General features: G+C 73.4%; 22 protein-coding genes. 19 read left to right on the forward strand and 3 right to left on the reverse strand.

Features of this window, described 5'->3' with window-relative positions; genetic code table 11:
- Positions 1 to 4: 4 nt before the first annotated feature.
- The 11 genes from recN (at position 5) to RGQ06_RS16355 (ending at position 13,896) form a co-directional block, all read left to right on the forward strand.
- Positions 5 to 1,606, forward strand: coding sequence for a DNA repair protein RecN (gene recN, locus RGQ06_RS16305; protein ID WP_432429417.1), 1,602 nt, complete (start codon positions 5 to 7; stop codon positions 1,604 to 1,606).
- Complete coding sequence (steA, locus tag RGQ06_RS16310; protein ID WP_432429416.1) at positions 1,603 to 2,748, forward strand: putative cytokinetic ring protein SteA; 1,146 nt, start codon at positions 1,603 to 1,605, stop codon at positions 2,746 to 2,748. Before recN ends, steA begins: the two co-directional genes overlap by 4 nt.
- On the forward strand, positions 2,745 to 3,890 hold the full coding sequence (locus RGQ06_RS16315; RefSeq protein ID WP_432429415.1) for a copper transporter: 1,146 nt from the start codon (positions 2,745 to 2,747) through the stop codon (positions 3,888 to 3,890). The genes steA and RGQ06_RS16315 overlap by 4 nt, the downstream gene beginning before the upstream one ends.
- A complete protein-coding gene (gene murJ, locus RGQ06_RS16320; RefSeq protein ID WP_432429414.1) occupies positions 3,887 to 5,518 on the forward strand; it encodes a murein biosynthesis integral membrane protein MurJ in 1,632 nt (543 codons plus the stop codon). Before RGQ06_RS16315 ends, murJ begins: the two co-directional genes overlap by 4 nt.
- Complete coding sequence (locus RGQ06_RS16325) at positions 5,515 to 6,585, forward strand: glycosyltransferase family 4 protein (protein WP_432429413.1); 1,071 nt, start codon at positions 5,515 to 5,517, stop codon at positions 6,583 to 6,585. Before murJ ends, RGQ06_RS16325 begins: the two co-directional genes overlap by 4 nt.
- Positions 6,582 to 8,894, forward strand: a complete 2,313-nt coding sequence (locus RGQ06_RS16330) for a hypothetical protein (protein WP_432429412.1) — start codon at positions 6,582 to 6,584, stop codon at positions 8,892 to 8,894. The genes RGQ06_RS16325 and RGQ06_RS16330 overlap by 4 nt, the downstream gene beginning before the upstream one ends.
- Positions 8,891 to 9,745: a hypothetical protein gene (locus RGQ06_RS16335; protein WP_432429411.1), complete on the forward strand. Its 855-nt coding sequence runs from the start codon at positions 8,891 to 8,893 to the stop codon at positions 9,743 to 9,745. Before RGQ06_RS16330 ends, RGQ06_RS16335 begins: the two co-directional genes overlap by 4 nt.
- A gap of 14 nt (positions 9,746 to 9,759) precedes the next feature.
- Positions 9,760 to 10,683 (forward strand): sulfotransferase, encoded by a 924-nt coding sequence (locus RGQ06_RS16340; protein WP_432429410.1) that lies wholly within the window; start codon positions 9,760 to 9,762, stop codon positions 10,681 to 10,683.
- Positions 10,684 to 10,759: 76 nt separating this feature from the next.
- Entirely contained in the window at positions 10,760 to 12,427 is a 1,668-nt protein-coding gene (locus RGQ06_RS16345; protein ID WP_432429409.1) for a CTP synthase, read from the forward strand.
- A 3-nt stretch (positions 12,428 to 12,430) separates the two neighbouring features.
- Positions 12,431 to 12,964 carry an NUDIX domain-containing protein gene (locus tag RGQ06_RS16350; RefSeq protein WP_432429408.1) on the forward strand — a complete coding sequence of 178 codons (534 nt, stop codon included), beginning with the start codon at positions 12,431 to 12,433 and terminating at the stop codon, positions 12,962 to 12,964.
- The gene (locus RGQ06_RS16355; RefSeq protein ID WP_432429407.1) at positions 12,961 to 13,896 is read left to right on the forward strand and encodes a site-specific tyrosine recombinase; all 936 of its coding nucleotides are present in this window, start codon (positions 12,961 to 12,963) and stop codon (positions 13,894 to 13,896) included. Before RGQ06_RS16350 ends, RGQ06_RS16355 begins: the two co-directional genes overlap by 4 nt.
- Positions 13,897 to 13,917: 21 nt before the next feature.
- On the opposite strand, the gene RGQ06_RS16360 is transcribed toward RGQ06_RS16355, so the two are convergent.
- Entirely contained in the window at positions 13,918 to 14,955 is a 1,038-nt protein-coding gene (locus RGQ06_RS16360) for a cell wall-binding repeat-containing protein (RefSeq protein ID WP_432429406.1), read from the reverse strand.
- A gap of 109 nt (positions 14,956 to 15,064) precedes the next feature.
- Here RGQ06_RS16360 and RGQ06_RS16365 point away from each other — a divergent pair, with 109 nt between their 5' ends.
- The 4 genes from RGQ06_RS16365 to RGQ06_RS16380 are packed head-to-tail and all read left to right on the forward strand — an operon-like array spanning position 15,065 to position 17,033.
- Positions 15,065 to 15,400 carry a TraR/DksA family transcriptional regulator gene (locus tag RGQ06_RS16365; RefSeq protein ID WP_432429405.1) on the forward strand — a complete coding sequence of 112 codons (336 nt, stop codon included), beginning with the start codon at positions 15,065 to 15,067 and terminating at the stop codon, positions 15,398 to 15,400.
- 7 nt (positions 15,401 to 15,407) lie between these two features.
- Positions 15,408 to 15,908 carry an HD domain-containing protein gene (locus RGQ06_RS16370; protein ID WP_432429404.1) on the forward strand — a complete coding sequence of 167 codons (501 nt, stop codon included), beginning with the start codon at positions 15,408 to 15,410 and terminating at the stop codon, positions 15,906 to 15,908.
- Positions 15,898 to 16,854 carry a 2-dehydropantoate 2-reductase gene (locus RGQ06_RS16375; protein WP_432429403.1) on the forward strand — a complete coding sequence of 319 codons (957 nt, stop codon included), beginning with the start codon at positions 15,898 to 15,900 and terminating at the stop codon, positions 16,852 to 16,854. The genes RGQ06_RS16370 and RGQ06_RS16375 overlap by 11 nt, the downstream gene beginning before the upstream one ends.
- Before the next feature lie 17 nt (positions 16,855 to 16,871).
- Positions 16,872 to 17,033, forward strand: coding sequence for a hypothetical protein (locus tag RGQ06_RS16380; protein ID WP_432429402.1), 162 nt, complete (start codon positions 16,872 to 16,874; stop codon positions 17,031 to 17,033).
- On the opposite strand, the gene RGQ06_RS16385 is transcribed toward RGQ06_RS16380, so the two are convergent.
- Positions 17,030 to 18,361 carry a diguanylate cyclase gene (locus RGQ06_RS16385; protein WP_432429401.1) on the reverse strand — a complete coding sequence of 444 codons (1,332 nt, stop codon included), beginning with the start codon at positions 18,359 to 18,361 and terminating at the stop codon, positions 17,030 to 17,032. The two genes, RGQ06_RS16380 and RGQ06_RS16385, sit on opposite strands and share 4 nt — an antisense overlap.
- A gap of 49 nt (positions 18,362 to 18,410) precedes the next feature.
- Positions 18,411 to 19,397 (reverse strand): tryptophan--tRNA ligase, encoded by a 987-nt coding sequence (gene trpS / locus RGQ06_RS16390; protein ID WP_432429400.1) that lies wholly within the window; start codon positions 19,395 to 19,397, stop codon positions 18,411 to 18,413.
- Positions 19,398 to 19,510: 113 nt separating this feature from the next.
- Between trpS and RGQ06_RS16395 the strand changes: the two genes are divergently transcribed.
- The 4 genes from RGQ06_RS16395 to RGQ06_RS16410 all read left to right on the forward strand — a co-directional run bounded on the left by RGQ06_RS16395 (position 19,511) and on the right by RGQ06_RS16410 (position 22,914).
- A complete protein-coding gene (locus RGQ06_RS16395; protein ID WP_432429399.1) occupies positions 19,511 to 20,299 on the forward strand; it encodes a segregation and condensation protein A in 789 nt (262 codons plus the stop codon).
- 2 nt (positions 20,300 to 20,301) lie between these two features.
- Positions 20,302 to 20,982 (forward strand): SMC-Scp complex subunit ScpB, encoded by a 681-nt coding sequence (gene scpB, locus RGQ06_RS16400; protein WP_432429398.1) that lies wholly within the window; start codon positions 20,302 to 20,304, stop codon positions 20,980 to 20,982.
- Entirely contained in the window at positions 20,979 to 21,704 is a 726-nt protein-coding gene (locus tag RGQ06_RS16405; RefSeq protein WP_432429397.1) for a pseudouridine synthase, read from the forward strand. The genes scpB and RGQ06_RS16405 overlap by 4 nt, the downstream gene beginning before the upstream one ends.
- Before the next feature lie 139 nt (positions 21,705 to 21,843).
- Complete coding sequence (locus RGQ06_RS16410) at positions 21,844 to 22,914, forward strand: prephenate dehydrogenase/arogenate dehydrogenase family protein (RefSeq protein WP_432429396.1); 1,071 nt, start codon at positions 21,844 to 21,846, stop codon at positions 22,912 to 22,914.
- The last annotated feature ends 2 nt before the right edge of the window (positions 22,915 to 22,916 follow it).

Raw genomic sequence — 22,916 nt, forward strand, 5'->3', positions numbered from 1 at the left:
CACGGTGATCGCGGAGCTGGCCGTGCGTGACCTCGGCGTGTTCGCCGATGCCCGACTCGTGCTCGACGAGGGCCTCACCGCCCTGACCGGTGAGACCGGTGCGGGCAAGTCGCTGGTCGTCGGGGCGATCCAGCTGCTGCTCGGCGCCCGCGCCGACGCCTCGGTGGTGCGCCCCGGCGCCGAGGAGGCCATCGTCGACGGCCGCTTCGTGACGGCGGAGGGCGAGGAGGTCGTCCTCTCGCGGGTGATCCCGGCCGCCACCGGCAGCCGCAGCCGGGCCTACGTCAACGGGCGGCCCGTCACCGTCGCCGAGCTGGCCGAGCGGGGCGGCGCGCTCGTCGAGCTGCACGGCCAGCACGCCCACCAGCAGCTCCTGCAGGCGTCCTCCCAGCGCCACGCGCTCGACCGGTTCGCCGGCGTCGACCTGCAGCCGCTCCGCGACGCGCGGGCCCAGGTGGCCGCGGTCTCGGCCCAGCTCGACGAGCTCGGCGGGGACGAGCGCAGCCGGGCCCGGGAGATCGACCTGCTCCGCTACCAGCTCACCGAGCTCGACGACGCCGCGCTCGAGGACCCCGATGAGGACGATCGCCTCGACGAGGAGGAGGACCTGCTCGCCGACGCCGTCGCCCACCGGGACGCGGCAGCGGCAGCAGCCGAGGCCCTGGTCGGGGACGAGGGCGTCGCCCACCAGCTGCAGTCGGTCATCGGCCTGGTCGGCGGCCGCGGGCCCTTCGCCGAGCTCGAGGGCCGGTTGCGCTCCGCGGCCGCCGAGGTCACCGAGGCGGCCCACGACCTCCGCGACGTCGCCGAGGGCATCGCCGACGATCCCGAGCGCCTGGTGGCCATCCGCCAGCGTCGCCAGCTGCTCGCCGAGCTGCGCCGCAAGTACGGCGACACCCTCGCCGAGGTGCTGGACGAGCGCGAGGCCATCCGTCGCCGGCTGGACGAGCTGCTCGGCCACGACGCCCGGGCCGAGGCGCTCGAGGCCGAGCTGGCGAGCGCCCGGAAGGCGGAGGCCTCCGCGGCCGCCGCCGTGGCCAAGGCGCGCAAGGCGGCGGCGCCGGTGCTGGCCGGCGGCGTCGAGGAGCGCCTCCGAGCCCTGGCCATGCCGGCCGCGCGCGTGGAGGTCGTGGTCGAGGGCGACGGACCCGCCGACGACGTGCGCTTCCTGCTCGCCGCGAACCCCGGCGGTGCGCCGGCACCGATCTCCAAGGTCGCCTCCGGCGGTGAGCTGTCGCGCGCCACCCTGGCCCTGCGCCTCGAGCTCACCGCAGGGCCGCCGTCGCTGGTGTTCGACGAGGTGGACGCCGGCATCGGCGGCGAGACCGCGTGGGCGGTGGCCACGGCACTGGCCGCCCTGGCGGGCCGCCACCAGATCCTGGTCGTCACCCACCTCGCGCAGGTCGCGGCCTTCGCCGACCGCCAGCTGCGGGTCGCCAAGTCGGCGACCGACACCTCCACGACGGCCACCGTCACGGCCCTCGGCGACGACGCCCGGGTCGAGGAGATCGCCAGAATGCTCTCCGGCCAGCCGGAGAGCGAAGCCGGCCGGGAGCACGCGCTCGAGCTGCTCGACGCCGCCGCCGAGGCTCGGAGGCAGGCGTGACCCAGCCTGCCGCGGTCTCCGGGCAACCCTCGCTGTCCGGCATCGCCCGGGTCGATCGACGCACCAAGGCGTTGGTGAGCCGGCTCCAACCCGGTGACATCGCCGTCATCGACCACGAGGACCTGGACGGGGTCGCGGCCGAGACCCTCGTCGGCGCCCGCCCAGCCGCGGTGGTCAACGCGTCGTCGTCGATGACCGGGCGGTACCCGAACATCGGCCCCCTCGCCCTCACCGAGGCCGGCATCCCCCTGATCGATGCCGCCGGTGCCGAGGTGATGGCGATCGAGGAGGGCAGCCGGATCACGATCCAGGACGGCACGATCCTCCTCGGCGACGACGAGATCGCCACCGGCGAGCGCCAGACCCACGAGGGCCTGCAGGACCGGATCCTGGCCGCGAAGTCGACCATGGGCGCCGAGCTCGAGCGCTTCGCCGAGAACACCCTGCGCTACATCCAGGCCGAGGGCCACCTGCTCGTCGACGAGCCCGACGTGCCCGAGGTGCCGGGCGTGGACTTCCGCGGGCGCCACGTGCTCATCGTGGTGCGGGGCGTGGGCTACAAGGACGATCTGAACCTGCTGCGCCGCTCCGGCTACATCGCCGACCAGAAGCCGATCCTCATCGCCGTGGACGGCGGGGCCGACGCCCTGCTCGAGGCCGGCCGCAAGCCGGACGTGATCATCGGCGACATGGATTCGGTCTCGGAGGAAGCCCTGCGCTGCGGCGCCCGCCTCATCGTCCACGGCTACCGGGACGGGCGGGCCCCCGGTGGCGAGCGCCTCGACGGCCTCGGCCTCGACTACGAGGTGTACGGGTCCGAGGGCACGAGCGAGGACATCGCCATGCTCCTGTCCTACGAGAAGGGCTGCGAGCTCATCGTGGCCGTCGGCACGCACAACTCGATGGTGGAGTTCCTCGACAAGGGGCGGGCCGGCATGGCCTCCACCTTCCTCGTCCGCATGAAGGTGGGCATGATGCTGGTCGACGCCAAGGGCGTGAGCCGCCTCTACCGGTCCACGGTGCGCACCCGGGACCTGCTCCTCCTCGTGCTCGCCGCCGTCTTCACCATGGTCGTGATCGTCCTCGTCAGCGAGCCGATCCGGCTGGTCATCCGCACGTACTGGGTCTCGTTCACCTCATGATCAACCTCCGCTACCACATCGTCTCGCTCACCGCGGTCTTCCTCGCCATCGGCATCGGGCTGACGCTCGGCTCGACGTTCCTCGACCGGGCGACCGTCGAGAACCTCAACGGCCAGCTCGAGAACCTCGAGACCAGGTTGGGCGACCGGGACGAGCAGATCGAGGTGCTCGAGGACGAGCTCGCCGAGGCCGAGGCCCTGCAGTCCGCCCTCGACGAGCAGGGCGCCGGGCTGCTCGCCGGCCGGTTGGAGGCCGTGCCCGTCGTGGTCATGGCCTCGGCCGGGGTGGACGACGCCGACGTGGACGGTGCCGTCGAGTCGCTCCAGGCCGCCGGCGCCGACGTGCTCGGCGAGTGGTGGCTCACCGAGCGCTTCCTGCTGGCCGACGAGGCCGACATCGACGATCTCGCTGCCGTGCTCGAGGAGCCCTCCGGCGACCCGGCGCGGCTGCGTCGCCTGGTGATCGACCGGCTCGGCCGGGAGGTGCAGACCAGCCAGCGGCGAGACGCTGCGGTCGACGCCGCCACCGAGGACGCGTCCGAGGAGGGGGATGCAACGGGCGCGCCCGCCGGCGACGCTGACGATGTCGGCGGTGAGGAGGGCGATGCCGAGACCCCGTCGGAGGGGGTCGACGTGGGCGGGACGGTCCCGGATCCGCCCGGCGACCCGGACGATGCGTCTGGCGACGACGAGGTCGACGGCACGGAGGACCCGACGGATCCGCTGCTGGCCCAGGCGCTCGTCGATGCCGGCTTCCTCGTGTTCGAGCCGGTCAGCGAGGGCCAGGACGAGCTGACCCTGCCCGACGGCGTGCGGGTCGTGCTGGTCGGTGGCTCACCGACCCTGCCCGACGACGTGTTCGTGCAGCCCTTCGTCGACCGGCTGACCGAGGGCGTGGACGTGCCCATCCGGACCGTCGTGACCTCGGCACTGGGCGACGGCGCCGCGGTGTCGGAGGCCGTCGCAGCCATCCGGTCCGACGAAGAGCTGCGATCCATGGTGTCCACCGTGGACCGCCTCGACCACTTCCAGGGCTGGATGGCCACGGTCCTGGCCGTCGAGGACCTGGCCAGCTCGACCGTCGGCCACTACGGGCTCGGCGAGGGCGCCTCCGCGCTGCTGCCGCCGCTCCAGGACCCGTGACCGCCCGCGTCGACGAGCGGCGCAGCCTCGCCCGCTCGACGGCGACGCAGACCGTCCTGACGGCGGTGAGCCGCATCACCGGGTTCGTCCGCGTCGTGGTCGTGGCGGCCGTGCTCGGCACGACGTTCCTCGGCAACACGTACCAGTCGGCGAACACGATCCCGAACATCGTGTTCGAGCTGTTCGCCGCCGGCGCGCTGCAGGCGGTGCTGGTGCCGGCGCTGGTCGCCCGCTTCGACCGGGGTGACGACGACGACGCCGAGCGCCTGGCCGGCTCGGTGCTGGGCCTGACGCTCGCCGTCCTGGCCGGCCTCGCCGTCCTCGGCGCGCTGGCGTCACCGCTGCTGATGCGGGTGCTGGTGTCCGGCGTGGACGACCCCGCCGTCCGCGCCGACCAGGTCGCGCTCGGCACCGTCTTCCTGCTCGTGTTCCTGCCCCAGATCCTGGTGTACGACGTCGGGTTGGTGGCCACCGCCGTGCTCCACGCCCGGGGCCGCTTCGCCCTGCCCGCCATCGCACCGGCGGTGAACAACGTCGTGGTGTGCGGCGCGTACGGGCTGTTCTGGTGGATGCGGCGGGGCCAGGAGCCGAGCCTCGACCTCAGCGCAGCGGAGATCGCGGTGCTCGCCGGCGGCACCACGTTCGGCGTGGTCGCGTTCTGCGCCCTGCCCATCCTCGGCGCACGTCGGGCCGGCTTCCGCTTCCGACCGAACCTCGACCGGTCCGACCCGGCGCTGCGGTTCCTGGCCCGGCAGGGGGGCTGGGCCGCGCTCTACCTGGCCATGACCCAGGTCTTCCTCGGCGCGGTGCTGCTGTTCGCGAACCGCACCGAGGGCGGCGTGATCGCCTACCAGGTCGGGTTCACGTTCTTCCTCCTGCCGCACTCGCTGTTCGCCCTGCCGGTGCTCACGACGATGTTCCCGGCCGCGGCCCGGCACGTGCACGCGCAGCGCTGGGACGAGGTGCGCGCCACGGTCCGGCGCGGCACCACGGCCATCGCGCTGTTCGTGCTCCCGAGCGCCGTCGCCCTGGGGGTGCTCGCCGAGCCGCTGGCCAGGGTCGCGTCGTTCGGCAACGTCGGGCCCGGGGGCGCCGATCTGATCGCCGACGTGGTGCGTGGCTTCGCCCCCGGCCTGGTGGGATACGCGCTCTTCTACTTCCTGACGCGCATGCTCTACGCCATGGAGGACACCCGGACGCCCGCCACCGCCCACGCCGCCGTGGTCGCCCTGGGCGTCGTCGCGATGGCCCTGGCCGCCGCCACCGTCGACGGGGACGAGCTCGTCGCCGCGCTGGCGTGGGCCCACTCCGGCACCTACCTCGTCGGTGCCCTGGTGCTCGGCGCGGTGGTGACCCGCCGGCTCCGGCGACGGGACGTGCCGATCCGCCTGCTCGCCGCCCTCGGCCCCCAGCTCGCTGCCGCCGCGGTCGCCTCGGCGGCCGTGCTCGGCGTGGTCGCCGGTCTGACGTGGGACTCGCGCCTCGGCTCGCTCGGCATCGTGGTGCTCGGCGGCAGCGCCGTGGCCGCGGTGCACGTGGCCGTGCAGGCCCTCCTCGGCGGGCCGCGGCCGATGGCCATCGTGGGCCTGCTCCGGGGCGGTCCGGCGACGGGGGAGGGGTCGACGTGACCCGTCGCGTCGCGCTCGAGCTGCTCGGACCCTCCATCGGGGGCATACGCCGCCACGTCGCCTACGTCAGCGAGCAGCTCCGGGCTGCCGGCTGGGAGGTGCGCACCGCCGGTCCGGCCGGGGTGCTCGACGCGCTCGACCACGTGGTCCCGATCCCCGGCGGTCTGCGACCCGACCAGGTGCTCGCCGCCCGGCGGGCGCTCCGGCCGCTGCTCGACGGGGTCGACGTCGTGCACGCCCACGGCCTCAAGGCCGGTTGGGTGGCCTCCACCGTGCACCCCCGCCCGCCGCTGGTCGTCAGCATCCACAACCTCGTGCTCGACGAGGTCGCCGGGTGGTCGGCGCCGCTGCTGCGCCGGCTGGAGGAGCGGCTCCCCGGCCGCGCCGACGCCACGATCGCCGTCTCCGGCGAGGTCGCGCGCCGCTTCGCCGGCCGGCCCGGTGCCGACCGCATCCACGTGATCCCGCCGGCGGGCCCGCCGCCGGTCCCGACGCGCACGCCGCAGCAGGTCCGGGCCGAGCTCGGCGTGGCCGCCGACGAGGACCTGGTCGTCACCGCCGCGCGCCTCCACGCGCAGAAGGGCCTGCACGTGCTCCTGGACGCCGCCGCCGCGGTCCGCGACCAGCGGCCGGGGCTGCGCTGGTTCGTGTTCGGGGACGGCCCGCTCCGGGCCGAGCTGGAGCAATCGATCGCCGCCCGCGGCCTCGAGCAGGTCGTCCACCTCGGCGGCGCTCGTCCGACCGTGGACAGCGAGCTGGCCGCGGCCGACCTGGTCGTGGTCACGTCGCAGTGGGAATCCGGGCCCCTCGTCGTGCTGGAGGCCCTGGCCCTCGGTCGCCCGGTCGTGTCCACCGACGTGGGCCTCGTCCGCGAGGTGATCGATCCGGCATCGGGCCGGGTCGTGCCGGTCGGCGACGCCGCTCGACTGGCGGAGGCCGTCGTGGCCGCGCTGGCGGGTTCGTCCCGCCCGGACGGTGAGGTGTCAGGATCGGCCGAGCGGTTCCGACCCGTTGCCCTCGCCGCTGCCGTCCGGGACGTCTACGAAGAGGTCGTGTCCCCCCGATGAAGCCGATCCGGATCGCCGTCGCAGCACTGGTCGTCGCGGTCGCCGTCGCACTGGTGGTGCTCCCGGGGCGCTCCAGCACCTCGCGGGCCGACGCGGACCGGGTGCTCGTGGTGTCGATCCCCACGCTCTCGTGGGACCTCGTCGCCGACGAGGAGCCCGCCAACCTCGTCGCGCTGCTCGAGCGGTCCGCGGTCGCCTCCGCGAGCGTGCGCACGATCGGCATCGACACGGACCTGGGCGAGGGCTACGCCACGATGGGGGCCGGGAACCGCACGTCCGTCCCGAGCGCATACGCGTCCCTCGCCTTCCCGCCGGACGCGACCTACGAGGGCGAGCCGGTCACCGCCGTCTACGAGCGGCGCTTCGGCGTCGACCCGGGCGACGCCGAGGTGCTCCAGCTCGGCGCCGCCGCCATCCAGCGGCGCAACGACGACCTCCTCTACGGCTCCGAGCCGGGCTCGCTCGGCCGCGCGCTGCGCGCCGCAGGTCTCTCGGCCGCCGTCGTCGGCAACGCCGAGGTCGTGGTGGAGCCGCCGCTGGCCGAGCTCAGCCGCCAGGCCGCCCTCGCCGTCGTCGACGAACGGGGCCAGGTCGCCCGGGGACGGGTCGATGGCGGACTGCTCGAGAGCGGCCCCGACCTGCCCGGTGGGGTGGCGCTGGACGCGGGGACGGTGCTGTCCGAGGTGGAACGGGTCTGGGACGACTCCGACGTGGTGCTCGTCGAGCTGAGCGACCTGCTCCGGGCCGAGGCGACCGAGCCGGTGGTGACCCCCGAAGTCGCCGATGCGGTGGCCGCCGATGCCCTCGCCCGCACCGACGAGCTCCTCGGCGCGCTGCTCGAGCAGGTCGACCTCGACCGGGACCTGGTGCTCGTGGTCTCACCGGTCTCACCGGTCGGGGCCGACCAGCTGGTGGTGGCCGCCGCCGCCGGCGCCGGCCTCGAGCCGGGGCTGGCCCGCAGCGGCACCTCCCGACGGGACGGCTACGTCACGCTGCCCGACATCGGCCCGACGGTGCTCGACGCCCTCGGCATCGAGAAGCCGGACGAGATGAGCGCGGCACCGATCGCCTCGTCGGGCGGAGGCGCCCCCGACGCCACCACCTTCCGGGCGCTCGCCGACGACAACGTCCGAGCGCTGTTCCGCAACAGCCTGTCGGGGCCCCTCACGGTCCTGTTCATCATCAGCCAGATCCTCACCTATGCGGTGGCGGCGTACGCGCTCTCCAACAAGCGCCGACGGCTGGCCGGCACCGTCGCGTTCCTCCTCCTCGCCGGGATGGCGCTCCCGTTCGTCTCCTTCCTCGCCGGGGTCTTCCCCTACTGGCGCCTCAGCGTCGGCGGCGCGATCGCCGCCATCTTCGCCGTGTCCGGCCTGGTCGCCGCCATCGCCCACCTGGTCACCGCCCGCGCTGTCGCGGGTGGTCGGGTCCACTCCCGCGCCCTGGTCCCCTCCGTGCTGCTCATGTCGGCCACGGTCGTGCTGCTGGTGGGCGACATCGCCCTCGGCGGTCCGCTGCAGATCGACACCGCGTTCGGCTACGGCGGTGGCGCGATCGTCGCCGGCCGCCTCGCCGGCTACGGCAACCTGGCCTGGGCGCTGATGGTGGCCGCTCTGATCATCGCGGTCACGGGGGTCTGGGGTCGCCGGGAGCTGCTGGGCGGCGCCCGCCGCGACCAGGGCGACCGTCGCTACGACCTGGCCATCGTCGCCGGCGTGTTCCTGCTCGCGGTGCTCGCCGTGGGCCTGCCCGCCCTCGGGGCCAACGTCGGCGGCACCATCTCGGTCGTGTCCGGGCTGGCCATCACCATGCTGGCCCTCACCGATGCCCGCATCGACCTGCGCCGCCTCGTGGGCGTCGGCGTGCTGACCGCCCTCGTGCTGGCGATCTTCGGCGTCGTCGACCTGCAGCGCGACCCCCAGGACCAGACCCACCTCGGCCGCCTGATCGACCAGACACTCGGCGACGAGGGGATCGCCGGCCTCAGCACCGTGATCGAGCGCAAGATCAACGCCAACCTGAACATCCTGCTGTCGTCGGTGTGGTCGCTCGTGATCCCCGCCGCCCTGGCCTTCCTGGCCTTCCTCATCTGGCGGCCGCCGCGCTTCCTGCGGACCCTGTTCCAGCGCGTCCCGGGCATGCGGGCGTGCGTCGTCGGCGTGCTGGCCACCGGCGTCATCGGCGGCGTCGTGAACGACTCCGGCATCGCGATCCCCGCGGTCATGCTCACCTTGCTGCTGCCCCACGTCGCGTACCTCGTGGTCCGCACCCACGACGTTGCGATGGTCCCCACGGACGTCGAGACGTGAACGACCCGGTCGTGTTGGCGCTCGCCTTCGGCCTCGGCGCCGCTGGGGGAGCGCTGGCCTGGCCGATGCTGGCCCGGGTCTTCTCCGCACCGCTGTTCCTGCGGACGAACGTCAGGGGCTTCGAGGTCCCGGTCGCCGTCGGCATCGTGCTGCCCGTGGTGCTGCTCGCCGCCGGCGCCAGCCTCGTGCTGCTCGACGCCGGAGACCTGGTGCAGGTGCCCCAGGGGGCCCTGGCCGTCTCCGTGCTGGCCGCCGCCGGGTTCGGGCTGCTCGGCCTCTTCGACGACCTCGCCGGCGACCGGGAGGCGCAGGGGTTCCGGGGACACCTGTCGGCCCTGCGTTCCCGTCAGCTCACCACGGGCGCGGTGAAGCTCTTCGGAGGTGGCGCGCTCGCGGTGCTCGTCGCCGCCCCCACCGCCCGCGAGCGCTTCTGGGTGCTCCTGGCCGACGCCGCGCTCATCGCGCTGTCCGCCAACCTGGCGAACCTGTTCGACCGGGCCCCCGGCCGCCTCGCGAAGGTGTCGCTGCTGGCGGCGGTCCCGATCGCCGTCGTCGCCGGCATCGATCCGGACCTGGCCGGGCCGGCCGTCGTGCTCGGCACGCTGGCGGCCCTGCTGGTCCCGGACCTGCGGGAGCGGCTGATGCTGGGGGACACCGGCGCGAACGTGCTGGGTGCGACCCTGGCGCTGGCGGTGTTGCTCACCACCGCTCCCTCCACGCGGGCCGTGGTGCTGGTCGTCGTGGCTGCCCTGAACCTGCTCAGCGAGCGGGTCAGCTTCAGCCGGGTGATCCAGCAGGTCCGTCCGCTGCGCTGGTTCGACGGCCTCGGCCGCCTCCCACCGGCCCCCTGAGGCATGCTGGGGCCGTGACGCTGCCGGACTTCCTGGTGATCGGTGCGGCCCGGTCGGCCACGACCTCGCTGCACTACTACCTCGACCAGCACCCGGGCATCACGATGTCGCGGATCAAGGAGCCGAACCACTTCGCGTTCGACCACTCGACCGACCCGCCCCGGCCGCTGATCGAACCCGGCTCGTCGATCGTGACCAAGTCCGTCCCCGACCGCCACGCCTACGAGCAGCTCTTCGCCCACGCAGGGGTCGGCGACGTGCTCGGCGAGGCCTCCCCGCTCTACCTCTACGTCCGGGAGGCTCCGGAGCAGATCCGCCGGGCGCTGCCGCACCCGAAGCTGGTGGCGGTGCTGCGCAACCCGGTCGACCGGGCCTACAGCCACTGGCTGCACATCCGGCGCGACAGCCCGGAGACCGCGATCGCCGCCTTCACCCGGGGCTGCGAGCAGGAGATGGCCGAGCCGCCCGGCTACTCGCCCTACGCCGGCGCCAGCCACGTCCTGCGCATGGGCCTCTACGACGAGCAGCTGCAGCGCCACCTCGACGTGTTCGGCCCGGATGCGCTGCTCGTCCTCAGCTACGACGAGGTCACGGGCCGGCCGGACGCGGCGCTGGAGCGGATCTGCGACCACCTCGGCGTGCCCCGCCACGACTTCGACACCGGCGTGCAGTACAACCGGTCGGGCGTGGCCGGGGGAGAGATGCGAGCCCGCGTCGGCCGGGTCGTGCGAGCTGTCCAACCCACCCTGAAGCGGGTGCTGCCCGACGCGGCCGTGGCGCGGCTCGGGCGGTTGCGTGCGGCCCGCGACCGCCCCGATGCGCCGCCGCCGATCCCCGCCGACCTGCGTGCCCGCCTCGTCGATTGGTACCGCCCGAGCGTGGAGCGCCTCCGGGCCATGGACCTCGTGGACACCTCGGGCTGGGCCGACTTCGACTGACGGCGAGGGCCGGTGTCGGACGGCACCGGAGCAGGATCGTCCCGCCCGGGCCGGCGCGGGCCTAGGCTGTGGTCCCGTGACGAAACACATCTTCGTGACGGGTGGCGTGACGAGCAGCCTGGGCAAGGGCCTCACCGCCTCCTCGCTGGGCCGTCTGCTGAAGGCCCGGGGCCTGCGGGTCACGCTCCAGAAGCTCGACCCGTACATCAACGTCGACCCGGGGACGATGAACCCCTTCGAGCACGGCGAGGTGTTCGTCACCGACGACGGGGGTGAGACCGACCTTGACCTGGGCCACTACGAGCGCTTCATCGACGAGAGCCTGACGAAGGACTCCAACGCCACGACCGGCTCGATCTACTCCGCGGTCCTGGCCGCCGAGCGGCGCGGGGACTACCTCGGCAAGACCGTCCAGGTCATCCCGCACATCACCGACGAGATCAAGCGGCGCATCAGCCGGCTGGCCAACGACGACGTCGACGTGGTCATCACCGAGGTGGGCGGCACCGTCGGCGACATCGAGATCCTCCCGTTCCTCGAGGCGATCCGCCAGTTCCGCCTCGACGTCGGCCGGGGCAACGTCTGCTACGTCCACGTCACGCTCGTGCCCTACATCGGTCCGTCGGGGGAGCAGAAGACCAAGCCGACGCAGCACTCCGTCACCGAGCTGCGCAGCCGGGGCATCCAGCCCGACGCCATCGTGGTCCGCTCGGCGGACCCCATCCCCGACGACCTGAAGCACAAGATCAGCCGCCTGTGCGATGTCCACGCCGACGGGGTCGTGAACGCGGCCGACGCCGGCAACATCTACGAGATCCCACTCGTGCTCCACGAGGAGGGCCTCGACTCCGTCGTCTGCGAGGTGCTGCAGATGACCGACCTGCCCGCCCCGGACCTGCGGGAGTGGGAGGCCCTCGTCGCCAAGGTCGACGCCGCGACGCGCCCGGTGCGCATCGGCATCATCGGCAAGTACGTGGCCCTCCAGGACGCCTACCTGTCGGTGGTCGAGGCCACCAAGCACGGCGGGTTCGACCTCGGCGTCGACGTCGAGTTCGAGTGGATCCAGGCCGAGGAGGTCGAGGGCCTCATGGCCGACGGCCGCCTCCGCGACCTCGACGGCGTCGTCATCCCGGGCGGGTTCGGCGAGCGCGGCACCGAGGGCAAGATCGAAGCCGCCCGCTACACGCGGGAGAACGAGATCCCGTGCCTCGGGCTGTGTCTCGGCCTGCAGATGATGGTCGTCGACTACGCCCGCAACATGCTCGACCTGCCGGGCGCGAACTCCACGGAGATGGAGCCGGCCGCGGTCGACCCGGTGATCACGATCATGCCGAGCCAGCACGACGTCACCGACATGGGCGGCACCATGCGCCTCGGCGCCTACGTGGCCCAGCTCACGCCCGGGTCGAAGGTCGCCGAGGCCTACGGGAGCACCGTGGTGTCCGAGCGGCACCGCCACCGCTACGAGTTCAACCCCCGCTACCGGTCCCGGTTCGAGGCCAGCGACCTGCTGCTGTGCGGCGAGTCGCCCGACGGCCGCCTGGTCGAGTTCATCGAGCTCCGAGGGCACCCGTTCTGGGTCGGTACCCAGGCGCACCCCGAGCTCAAGAGCCGCCCGACCCGCCCGGCCCCGCTGTTCCGGGCCTTCGTGGCGGCCGCGCTCGCTCGAGCCGAGGGACGCAAGCCCCACCTGTTCGACCTGGACTCGCCGGTCGAGCAGCCGAGCAGCGTCGCCGCCGACTAGCCGGTGACCACCTTCCGGCTGCAGGGCGAGGAGGCCGTCTATGACGGTCACGTCATGCGCGTCGTCATCGGCACCTTCGAGGGGCCCGACGGGGACACGTTCACCCGCGACATCATCCGCCACCCCGGTGCGGTCGCGGTCCTGCCGCTGCACGTGGACGGCACGGTGACGCTCGTGCGCCAGTACCGGGCGCCGCTCGACGCGCACATGCTCGAGATCCCCGCCGGCATCCGCGACGTCGAGGGGGAGCCCACCGAGGAGACCGCCGGCCGGGAGCTGGCCGAGGAGGTCGGCCTCGAAGCCGCGCACCTCGAGCACCTGGTGTCGTTCCACAACGCCCCCGGCATGTCCGACGAGGTCGTCGACGTCTACCTCGCCACCGGCCTCCGCGACGTCGACTCCGACGCCCAGGGTCCCGAGGAGGAGGCCATGACCATCGAGCGCCACCACCTCGACGACCTGGGCGCGATGATCGCCGACGGCCGGCTGACGGACGCGAAGACGGTCATCGCCGTCGCCCTCGTCCGATCCCGGTGAACGGGTCCGACCCGGACGAGCAGCTGCCGCTGGAGATCGAGGAGTACCTGACCTGGCTGCGGCTGGAGCGCGGCCGGGCCCGATCCACCGTCGAGGCGTACCGCCGGGACCTGCGGGCCTGGGCGGCGCACCTCCAGCACCTCGGCCGGGAGGTGGCGGACGTGACCGAGGACGACCTGGTCGGTTGGGTCGGCGACCTCGGCGATCAGGGGCTCGCCCCCTCGACGCGCAAGCGCCGGATCGTGGCCGCCCGCAACCTGCACCGGTACCTGGCGGAGGAGGGCCACGTCGCGGCCGACGTCGGGGCCGACGTGGCCCCGCCTCCCGTGGCCCGAGGCCTGCCCAAGGCGCTCACCGAGGCCGAGGTCGACGCCCTGCTGTCGCGCGTGGTCGGGGACGATCCGGTCGCCCGCCGCGATCGCGCCATCCTCGAGACCCTCTACGGCACGGGGGTGCGCATCTCGGAGCTGGTGTCGATGTCGCTGCAGGATCTCGACCTGCACGACGGGTTCGTGCGGGTCGTGGGCAAGGGCGACAAGGAGCGGGTCGTGCCGGTCCTCGGTGCGGCGGCCGATGCGCTCGGCGCGTGGCTGACCGTCGAGGGGCGGGGGGCGATGATCCCGTCCCGCTGGCGACGCCGGGACGACGAGCAGGCGGTGTTCCTCAACCAGCGCGGCGGGCGCCTCGGGCGCCAGGGCACCTGGCTGGTGGTGAAGGCCCATGCCGCCGATGCCGGGCTCGGTGACCGGCTCACGCCCCACGTCCTGCGCCACTCCTGTGCCACCCACCTGCTCGACCACGGTGCCGACATCCGCGCCGTGCAGGAGCTGCTGGGCCACGCCTCGATCGCGACGACGCAGGTGTACACCAAGATCTCCACCGAGCGGCTCGTCGCCGCCTGGCGCTCGGCCCACCCCCGCGCCGGCATCTGAGCGCACCACGGGGCCTCGGGGTCACTCGGGGAAGCGGGTCACCTCGTAGTCGGCTTCTGACAGGCGCTCGGCCACCGGTTCGCCGACGACGGCGGTCCCGCCGAGCAGGAGCACCTCGTCCACGCCGAGGGCGTCGAGCGCGTCGCTGGTGGCCGGGGGGACGCTGTTGCCGTCGACGAGCAGGATCGGTCCGCCGCGAGCCGCGGACAGGGGAGCCGCGGCCAGGGCGTCGGGGAAGTCCCGCCCGGTGGTGAGCAGGGCGACCGTGGCGCCGTCGGGGAACGCGGCCTCGGCCAGCAGCGCAGCGGTGTCGAAGCGGTCGGCACCGGCGGTGCGGGAGACGTCGTAGCCCTCGGCGACGAGCTGCTGCTCGACGGCGGGACCGATCGCCGCCTCGCCACCGAGCACGAGCACCTGGTCGGCCCCCAGCTCCGTCAGCGCCTCCGACGTCGCAGCGGGGAGGCGATCGGCGCCAGCCAGCAGGATCGGCGCGCCCTCGGCGGCGGCGAGCGGCGCAGCGGCGAGGGCATCGGCGAAGTCGGCGCCGGTGGCGAGCAGGACGGTGTCGGCCCCGTCCGGGTGGGCGAGCAGGGCGAGCTGGGCTGCGGTCTGGAAGCGGTCGTCACCGGCCTGTCGCCGGACCTCGTAGGACTCGGCGAGCTCGTCGGCCACATCCTCGCTGATGGCCGAGGGCCCGCCCAGCAAGATGACCTCGCTGACGCCGAGGTCGTCGAGGGCCCCGGCGGTCTCGTCGGGGATCGCGCCCGGCTCGGTGAGCAGGATCGGGCCGGACCGCGCGGCGGAGAGCGGCGCCGCGGCGAGGGCGTCGGCGAAGCTGCGTCCGGTGGCGAGGAGGGCGACGTCGGCGCCGTCGGGGAAGGCCTCACCGGCCAGCGCCGCTGCGGTGCCGTACCGGTTGCCGGGTTCGACCGGCTTGATGATCGAGGAGCACGCGGCCGACAGGACCACGACCGCGAGGAGGGCCGCCAGGCCCGGCCACCGCCCCCGTCGCGTGCCGGTCGCGGCGCTGATCGTCTTGCCCCGGGGTCCCATGTCCATCCTTCCGCTTCGCTTGTGACAGTTCTTGCCCACCGGCGCGCCTCCTCACCCGGAGATCTGCCCCGGGACCATGGGCCGGACGTCGGGCCGGGTTGTCTATCCTTCGGCCATGTCCGACCCCGTCGAGCCCTCCACCGACGACGAACGCCGCGTCGCGCTCGAACAGGAGCGCGACATGCTCCGCTCGAAGGTGCACGAGCTCGACGCGAAGGAGGACGACCTGTCCTACGACGACAACTTCGCCGACTCGGGCCAGGTCGCGGCCGAGCGCGGGGAGAACAAGGTCCTCTACGACCAGCTCCGACGCGACCTGGACGACATCGAGAAGGCGCTGGAGCGCATGGACTCGGGCACCTACGGCACCTGCGAGGTCTGCGGGGACACCATCGGCCCCGACCGCCTCGAGGTCATGCCGGCCACCCGGTTCTGCATCCAGCACGCCTGATCCTGCCGTGGCCGGGCCGATCCACCTGGTCCGCCGGTTCCTCGGCTCGCTGTCGCCGGTGCCGCTGAAGGCCGACGACGAGGGGTGGGCGACCGCCCGGCTCCTTCCGGGCGAGCGTCAGCTCTGGCAGCGCATGTCCCGGGCCGACCAGAAGCACTCGGTCGGCGTGGCCCGCACCGTGGCTGGCGAATCCGGCGCCGACCGAGCCGTGGTGGCTGCTGCCCTGCTGCACGACGTCGGCAAGGTCGACGCAGATCTGGGCACCGTCGGGCGGGCCGTCGCGACGCTGGTCGGTCGACGGCGCGGGGCGCGCTGGCGGGACGAGACGGGCATCCGGGGTCGCATCGGGCGCTACCTGCACCACGACGAGATCGGCGCCGCGCTGCTGGCGGACGCCGGGGCGGACCCGCTCACGGTGGCCTGGGCGCGGGAGCACCACCGTCCGGAGCGCTCGTGGACGGTCCCCGTCGAGATCGGCCGGGCGCTGCGAGACGCCGATGACGACTGACCCTGACGGTCGACGCAGCTACACCATCGTCGGTGCGGGCGCGGTCGGGCTCCTGTACGGCACCCGCCTCGCGGTGGCCGGGCACCCCGTCCGCTGGCTGGTCCGATCGGGCGCCGACACCATCGCCGCCGAGGGGATCGAGGTCCTGAGCGAGGGCCGCAGGCTGCGGATCGAGCCCGCCGACGTGGTCGTGGCCTCTGAACCGGGGGCGCTGCCGGCCTCAGACGTCGTGGTGGTCGCGACCAAGACGACGGCCAACGGCCGGCTCGGGGAGCTGCTGTCCGGTGCCGGCGTCCCCGGGGCGACGATCGCCGTGTTCCAGAACGGCCTCGGTGCCGAGGAGGTCGTGCGGGCACAGGTCCCCGGCGTCGGTGCCGTGCTCGGCGGGCTCTGCTTCGTGTGCGCCCACCGCCACGGTCCCGGTCGGGCCGAGCACCTCGACTACGGCGCGGTCACCCTCGCGCCGCTGGAGGTCGAGCACCTGCCCGCTGCCGACGGGGTCGCCGCCGATCTCCGGCGCGCCGGGGTGGAGACGGCCGTGCTCGGCGACCTCGGCGTCGCCCGGTGGCGCAAGCTGGTCTGGAACATCCCCTTCAACGGCCTGTGCACGCTCCTCGACGCCAGCACCGAGACCCTCCTCGCGGACGCGGCCGCCCGCGCCCTCGTCGCCGACCTGATGGACGAGGTGATCGCCGGTGCCCGCGCCGGCGGCCACGACGTCCCGGGGGCGTTCCGCGACGAGATGCTGGCCGCGACCGACGCCATGCGCCCGTACGACCCGTCGATGAAGCTGGATCTGGCCGCCGGACGGCCACTCGAGATCGACGCGATCTACGAGGTCGCGATCCGGACGGCCCGGGAGGCCGGCGTCCCGATGCCGAGGACCGAGGCGCTCGCCGCCATGCTCCGCTTCCGCGACCGCCCGGTCCCGCTCCCGCCCACCTGAGGTCCTATCGTGGGCCGGTGGACGCATCCTGGGCGATCTCGGCACTGCTCACCCTCGGGTTCTTCCTCGCGGCGGCGATGAGCACCGGGGCGCTCGCGGCCGGCTGGTTCGTCCTCGCCGTCGGCATGGCGGTCATCACGGTCGTGCGCTTCCGCGCCGCCAAGCGGCCTCCCGGCTAGGGCTGCTGCGCGGTCACGAGCCGGGCCCGCCCGTCTCGCTTGGCCCGCAGCATGGCGGTGTCAGCGGCCTGGACGGCGTCGTCGCGCAGCACCACCGGGGCGAGGCCGACGCTGACCGTGACCGGGGCGAGGTCGGCGAGGTCCTCGTTCGGGGCGGCGACCATCTCCACGATGCGCTCGCCGATCTGGCGCCCCTGCTCGAGCCCGATGCCGTCGAGGAGCACCACGAACTCGTCGCCGCCGAAGCGGGCGACGACGTCGTCCGGCCGGCAGGCGGCGACGATCCGACGAGCGATCTCGACCAGGACGCGGTCACCCACGTCGTGGCCGTAGCGGTCGTTGACGCTCTTGAAGCGGTCGACGTCGATGTAGAGCAGCGTGGCCTCGTCGGCGCACTCGGCGAGGGCGTCGGCGAAGGCATCACGGTTGGCGAGGCCGGTGAGCGGGTCGCGGGTGGCTGCGGCAACGAGGCGGTCGCGGTCGTGCCACCGGGCGATGAGCAGGGCGGTGGCGTCGATGAGGCGCCTGACCCGGGACAGCACGTTGCTGTTCACCTCGGTGACGTCGTAGTCGTCGGGGACCCGCCCGAAGAGCAGGTAGGCCGCGGCGAGCGAGCCGTCGACCAGCACCGGGGTGACCGCCACGCGGCGCCAGCGGTGCTCGGCGGCGATGGGCTGCAGGCTGGCCGGCAGCTCGTCGACCTGGAGCGTGGCGAGCTCGCCGGCCCGTGTCTTGCCCCACGGTCGCCAGCCGTGCTTCGCCACCTGCTCGGCGATGGCGTCGGCCATGGCCGTGTCCTGGGGGCGAGCGGTGGTCACGGTCGGCCCGCTCGGCGCCGTGAGGTCCACGAGGAACCACCGCGAGGTGTAGTGCATGTTGTCGACCGCCAGCTCCTCGGTGAGCAGCTCCTTCACGCGCTGGCGGGGTGCGCCGGCCATCTCCGCCTCCAGCGAGCGGGAGACCGAGGCCTGCAGGGCGACCGGCACGACCGTGACGACCCACCGGCCCTCGCCGCCAGCGTCCTCGTGTTCGGCGGGGATGATGTCGACGTCGTGCTCGAGCCCGTCCCCGCCGATGATGGCGAGCCGGAACGGCAGCGGGAGCGAGCGCGCGTCCGCCGAGCGCCCCGCGCTCTCGATGAAGTAGCTGGCCAGCTCGTCCACGTGGTGGGGCGCGACGTGGTCGAAGACGCTGGCGCCGACCCACCTGGTGACGTCGTCGTGGCCGAGGAAGCCGCCGTACCCGCCCCGGAGCTCGGAGACCGTGCCGGTGCCGTCGACCACGAGGACGAGGGGCCGCAGCGCATCGAGGATCTGGTCGGCGTCCACGGTCCGGCGACAGTAGCGCCGGCCCCGTCCCGTCCGGGGTCGCGGGCGGTCAGCCCGGTGGCAGCAGCCCGACCGCGTCGTGGACCCGGGCGAGGGTCGCCGAGGCCACCGAGCGGGCCTTGGCGGCACCGGTGTGCAGGATCGAGGTGATCGTGCCGGTGTCCCGGACAAGCTCGGCGTAGCGGGCCTGGATGGGGGCCAGCAGCTCGACGACGGCCTCGGCGGCATCGGCCTTCAGGGGCCCGTACATGTCGTACTCGCCGGCGAGGGCGGACGGGTCCCGGCCCGTGGCGGCACCGAGGATCGAGAGCAGGTTCGACACGCCCGGCTTGGCTTCGGGATCGAAGCGGACCTCGTTGTCGGCGTCGGTCACCGCTCGCTTGATCTTCTTCTCGATCGCCTTGGGGTCGTCGAGCACGAGGATCGTGCCCTGGGGCGACTCGAGCGACTTGGACATCTTGTTGCCCGGCTCCTGCAGGTCCATGATCCGGGCGCCCACCGGGGGGATCACGTGCTTCGGCACGACGAGGACGTCCTGTCCGGCCCGGGAGTTGAACCGCTGGGCCAGGTCGCGAGCCAGCTCGATGTGCTGTCGCTGGTCGTCGCCGACCGGGACCACGTCGGTGTCGTACAGGAGGATGTCGGCCGCCTGGAGCGCGGGGTAGGTGAACAACCCGGCGGAGATGAACTCGGCCCGCGCCGACTTGTCCTTGAACTGGGTCATCCGGGACAGCTCGCCGAAGCTGGCGGTGCACTCCATCAGCCACGCGAGGCGCGTGTGCTCCGGGACGTGGCTCTGCAGGAACAGGGTGCACGCCCCGGGGTCGAGGCCGCAGGCGACGAGCAGGGCGGTGAGCGACACCGTGCGCTCACGCAGCACCGCCGGGTCCTGGGGGAGGGTGAGGGCGTGGAGGTCGACCACGCAGAACACCGCGTCGTGGGTGTGCTGGTCCTGCACCCAGCGGGTGATCGCACCGAGGAGGTTGCCCAGGTGGAGATCGCCGGAGGGTTGGATGCCGGAGAAGGAGCGGACCATGGGGCGGCATCGTAGGGGTGGGGTCGCGGCCCCTCCGAGACGGTTGCCGGCGCAGGTCGCGACCGCGCTGACCATCCACCAGCGGCGCCGGGGCCACGCCTACCCTTGGTTTCGTGGCCGTCGATGTCGAGACCCCCGTGTTCCAGGGTCCCTTCGACCTGCTCCTGCACCTGATCCTGCAGGACCAGGTGGACCTCTACGAGGTGCGCCTGTCCGACATCGTGGACGCCTACCTGGCCCAGCTCGAGCGCCTCGAGCAGATGGACCTGGAGCTCGCCACCGAGTTCCTGCTCATCGCCGCCACGCTCATCGAGCTCAAGTCCAAGCGGCTGCTGCCCGACGACGGCGACGTCGACCTCGACGACGAGCTGGCCCTGTGGGAGGAGCGCGACCTGCTCCTCTCCCGCCTGGTCGAGTGCAAGACCTTCAAGGACGCTGCGGTGGCCATGGCCACCATCGCCAACGAGGCCGGTCGCTCCTACCCCCGCACCGCCGGTGTGGATCAGCAGTTCCTCGGGCTGCTGCCCGACATGCTCGCCACCACCACGCCCGACCAGCTCCGCGATGCCTTCCTGCGCGCCGTCGAGCCCAAGCCGGTGCCGCGGGTCCACATCGACCACATCCACCAGATCCGGGTCACGGTCACCGACGCCGTCGCCGAGCTCCTCGACGAGCTGCCCCGCATCGGTCGGGCCACCTTCGCCGAGCTCACCGCCGACCTCGTCGAGCGCCTCGAGGTGGTCGTCCGGTTCCTGGCCGTGCTCGAGCTGTACAAGCAGGGCTGGATCGACCTCCAGCAGGTGAACAGCCTCGGCTCGCTCACCGTGGTGTGGACCGGTCGCCCCGACGACGACGAGCTCGACCTCGAGGACCTCGCCTTCGTCGATGCCTACGATGGCTGAGAGTGACTGAGCCGGAACCCACTGCAGGCGAGGACGATCGGGAACGGGAGCTGCGGCGAGCCGCCGAGGCCCTCCTGCTCGTCACCGAGGATCCCATCACCGTCGAGCTGCTCGCCCAGCTGCTCGAGGTGAGCGCCGAGCGGATCGAAGCCCTGTGCGTGGAGCTCGCTGCGGAGTACGACGCCACCGACCGCGGCTTCCAGCTGGTGAAGGTCGCCGGCGGGTGGCGATACCAGACGCACCCGGACCTGGCTCCCTACGTGGAGCGCTACGTGCTCGACGGCCAGAGCGGCCGGCTCTCGAACGCGGCCCTGGAGACCCTCGCCATCGTCGCCTACAAGCAGCCGATGTCCCGAGCGCAGATCGCCGCCATCCGAGGCGTGAACGTCGACGGCGTGATGCGCACGCTCGTGCAGCGCGGCTACGTGGACGAGGTCGGCCGCGACCACGGGCCCGGCCAGGCCGTCCTGTACGGCACGACGCCGACCTTCCTCGAGAAGCTGGGCCTGAACTCCCTCGACGAGCTCCCGGCCCTCGGTGAGTTCGTGCCCGGTGCCGACGTCTACGAGGCCCTCGAGCACGGCCTGCGGCCCGATCCGCTCGATGCCGACACCACGGCACCGGTGGACGACGACGGCGACGGCGAGCGCGCACCCGACGCCGCCGACGACGAGTCGGAGTGAGCGAGCCCGAGCGCCTGCAGAAGATCCTCGCCCGCGTCGGCATCGCCAGCCGCCGGGTGGTCGAGGAGATGATCGAGGACGGCCGGGTCGTGGTGAACGGCGAGGTCGCCGAGCTCGGCCAGCGGGCCGATCCCGACGTCGATGCCATCGAGGTCGACGGCGTGCTCGTCGGCGTCCGCCCCGACACCGTCTGGTACCTGCTGAACAAGCCGGCCGGGGTGGTCAGCACGGCATCGGATCCCCAGGGCCGCCCGACGGTGGTCCAGCTCGTGCCCGAGGAGCCCCGCGTGTTCCCGGTGGGTCGCCTCGACGCCGAGACCGAGGGCCTGCTGCTGCTCACCAACGACGGCGAGGTGACGCACCGGCTCACCCACCCGAGCTACGGCGTGGAGAAGGAGTACCTGGCCCACGTCGAGGGCACGCCGGCGCGCGGCGCGCTGCGCCGGCTCCGGGAGGGCGTGGAGCTGGAGGACGGGATCACCGCACCCGCCACGGCCGCGATGGTCAGCCCCGGGGTGGTGCGCCTCGTGATCCACGAGGGTCGCAACCGCCAGGTCCGGCGCATGTGCGAGGCCATCGGACACCCGGTGGTCCGTCTGGTGCGCACCCGGATCGGCCCGCTCGTGGACACCACCCTCGGGCCGGGGGAGTGGCGACCCCTGCGCCAGGACGAGGTCCGGGCCCTCGAACGGGCTGCGGTCCCCACCCCACCCCCCGACTGATCGCCTCGCCTGGCGGCTCGGCTCGGGACGTGGGGACGGGTCACCGTGAGGTCGGGCGCTGGGTTGGCGGCTTCGCCGCCAGAGGGCCCGTGCTCATGAGTCGCCTCGCCTGCCGGCTCGGCTCCTAGGATCGAGCACCGTGCCCGGTGCCTCCCAGCCACGCGCGAACGTCGTCGGCGTCGGCCTGATCGGCGGTTCGATCGCCCTCGCCCTGCGCGCCCAGGGGTGGCACGTGAGCGGCGTCGACCACGACGAGGCCCGCACCGACCGCGCCCGCCAGCTCGAGGTCATCGACCAGGTCGGCCTCGACCCGGACGCCGAGATCACCTTCGTCGCCACGCCGGTCCGGACCGTGGCCGAGGCCGCCCGCAAGGCGCTGGCCGGCACGACCGGGCTGGTCACCGACGTCGGCTCGGTCAAGGCACCGATCGTGGCCGCCGTGGACGACGCCCGCTTCGTGGGCGGCCACCCGATGGCGGGCTCGGAGCAGGAGGGCGTGGACGGCGCCACCGTCGACCTGTTCGAGGGTGCGGTGTGGGTGCTCACGCCGACCGCCGACACCGACGACGACGCCTACGCCCGCATCCGCGGCATCGTCTCCACCTTCGGCGCCGAGGTCATCGCCCTGCCACCCGAGCGCCACGACGAGCTCGTGGCGGTGGTGTCGCACGTGCCGCACCTCACCGCCGCGTCGCTCATGCGCATCGCCGACGAGCGCGCCGACGAGCACGTCGCGCTGCTGCGCCTGGCCGCGGGCGGCTTCCGAGACATGACCCGCATCGCCTCCGGCCACCCGGGCATCTGGCCCGACATCTGCGAGGAGAACCAGGTGGCCATCGTCGCCGGCCTCGACCGGTTGATCGCCGCCCTCGCCGAGGCCCGCGACCAGGTCGCCTCCTCGGACCGGGACGCCTTGCTGACCGACCTCAGCCGGGCCCGGGCGGCGCGGGTCAACCTGCCGTCGCGCTACACCCGCCCGTCGGAGCTGGCCGAGGTCCGGGTGCCCGTGCCCGACCGCACCGGCGTGCTGGCCGACGTGACCACGCTGGCCACCGAGCTCGACGTGAACATCGTCGACCTCGAGATCGCCCACTCCTCCGAGGGCCAGCAGGGCGTGCTCATCGTGCTCGTCGAGGGCGCGCTGGCGGAGCGCTTCCGCGGCGGGCTGCTCGCCCGTGGGTACCGCCCGTCGATCCAGCACCTGGACTGACG

The sequence above is a fragment of the Salinilacustrithrix flava genome, from assembly GCF_041228405.1.
Classification (GTDB): Bacteria; Actinomycetota; Acidimicrobiia; order Acidimicrobiales; family Salinilacustritrichaceae; genus Salinilacustrithrix; species Salinilacustrithrix flava.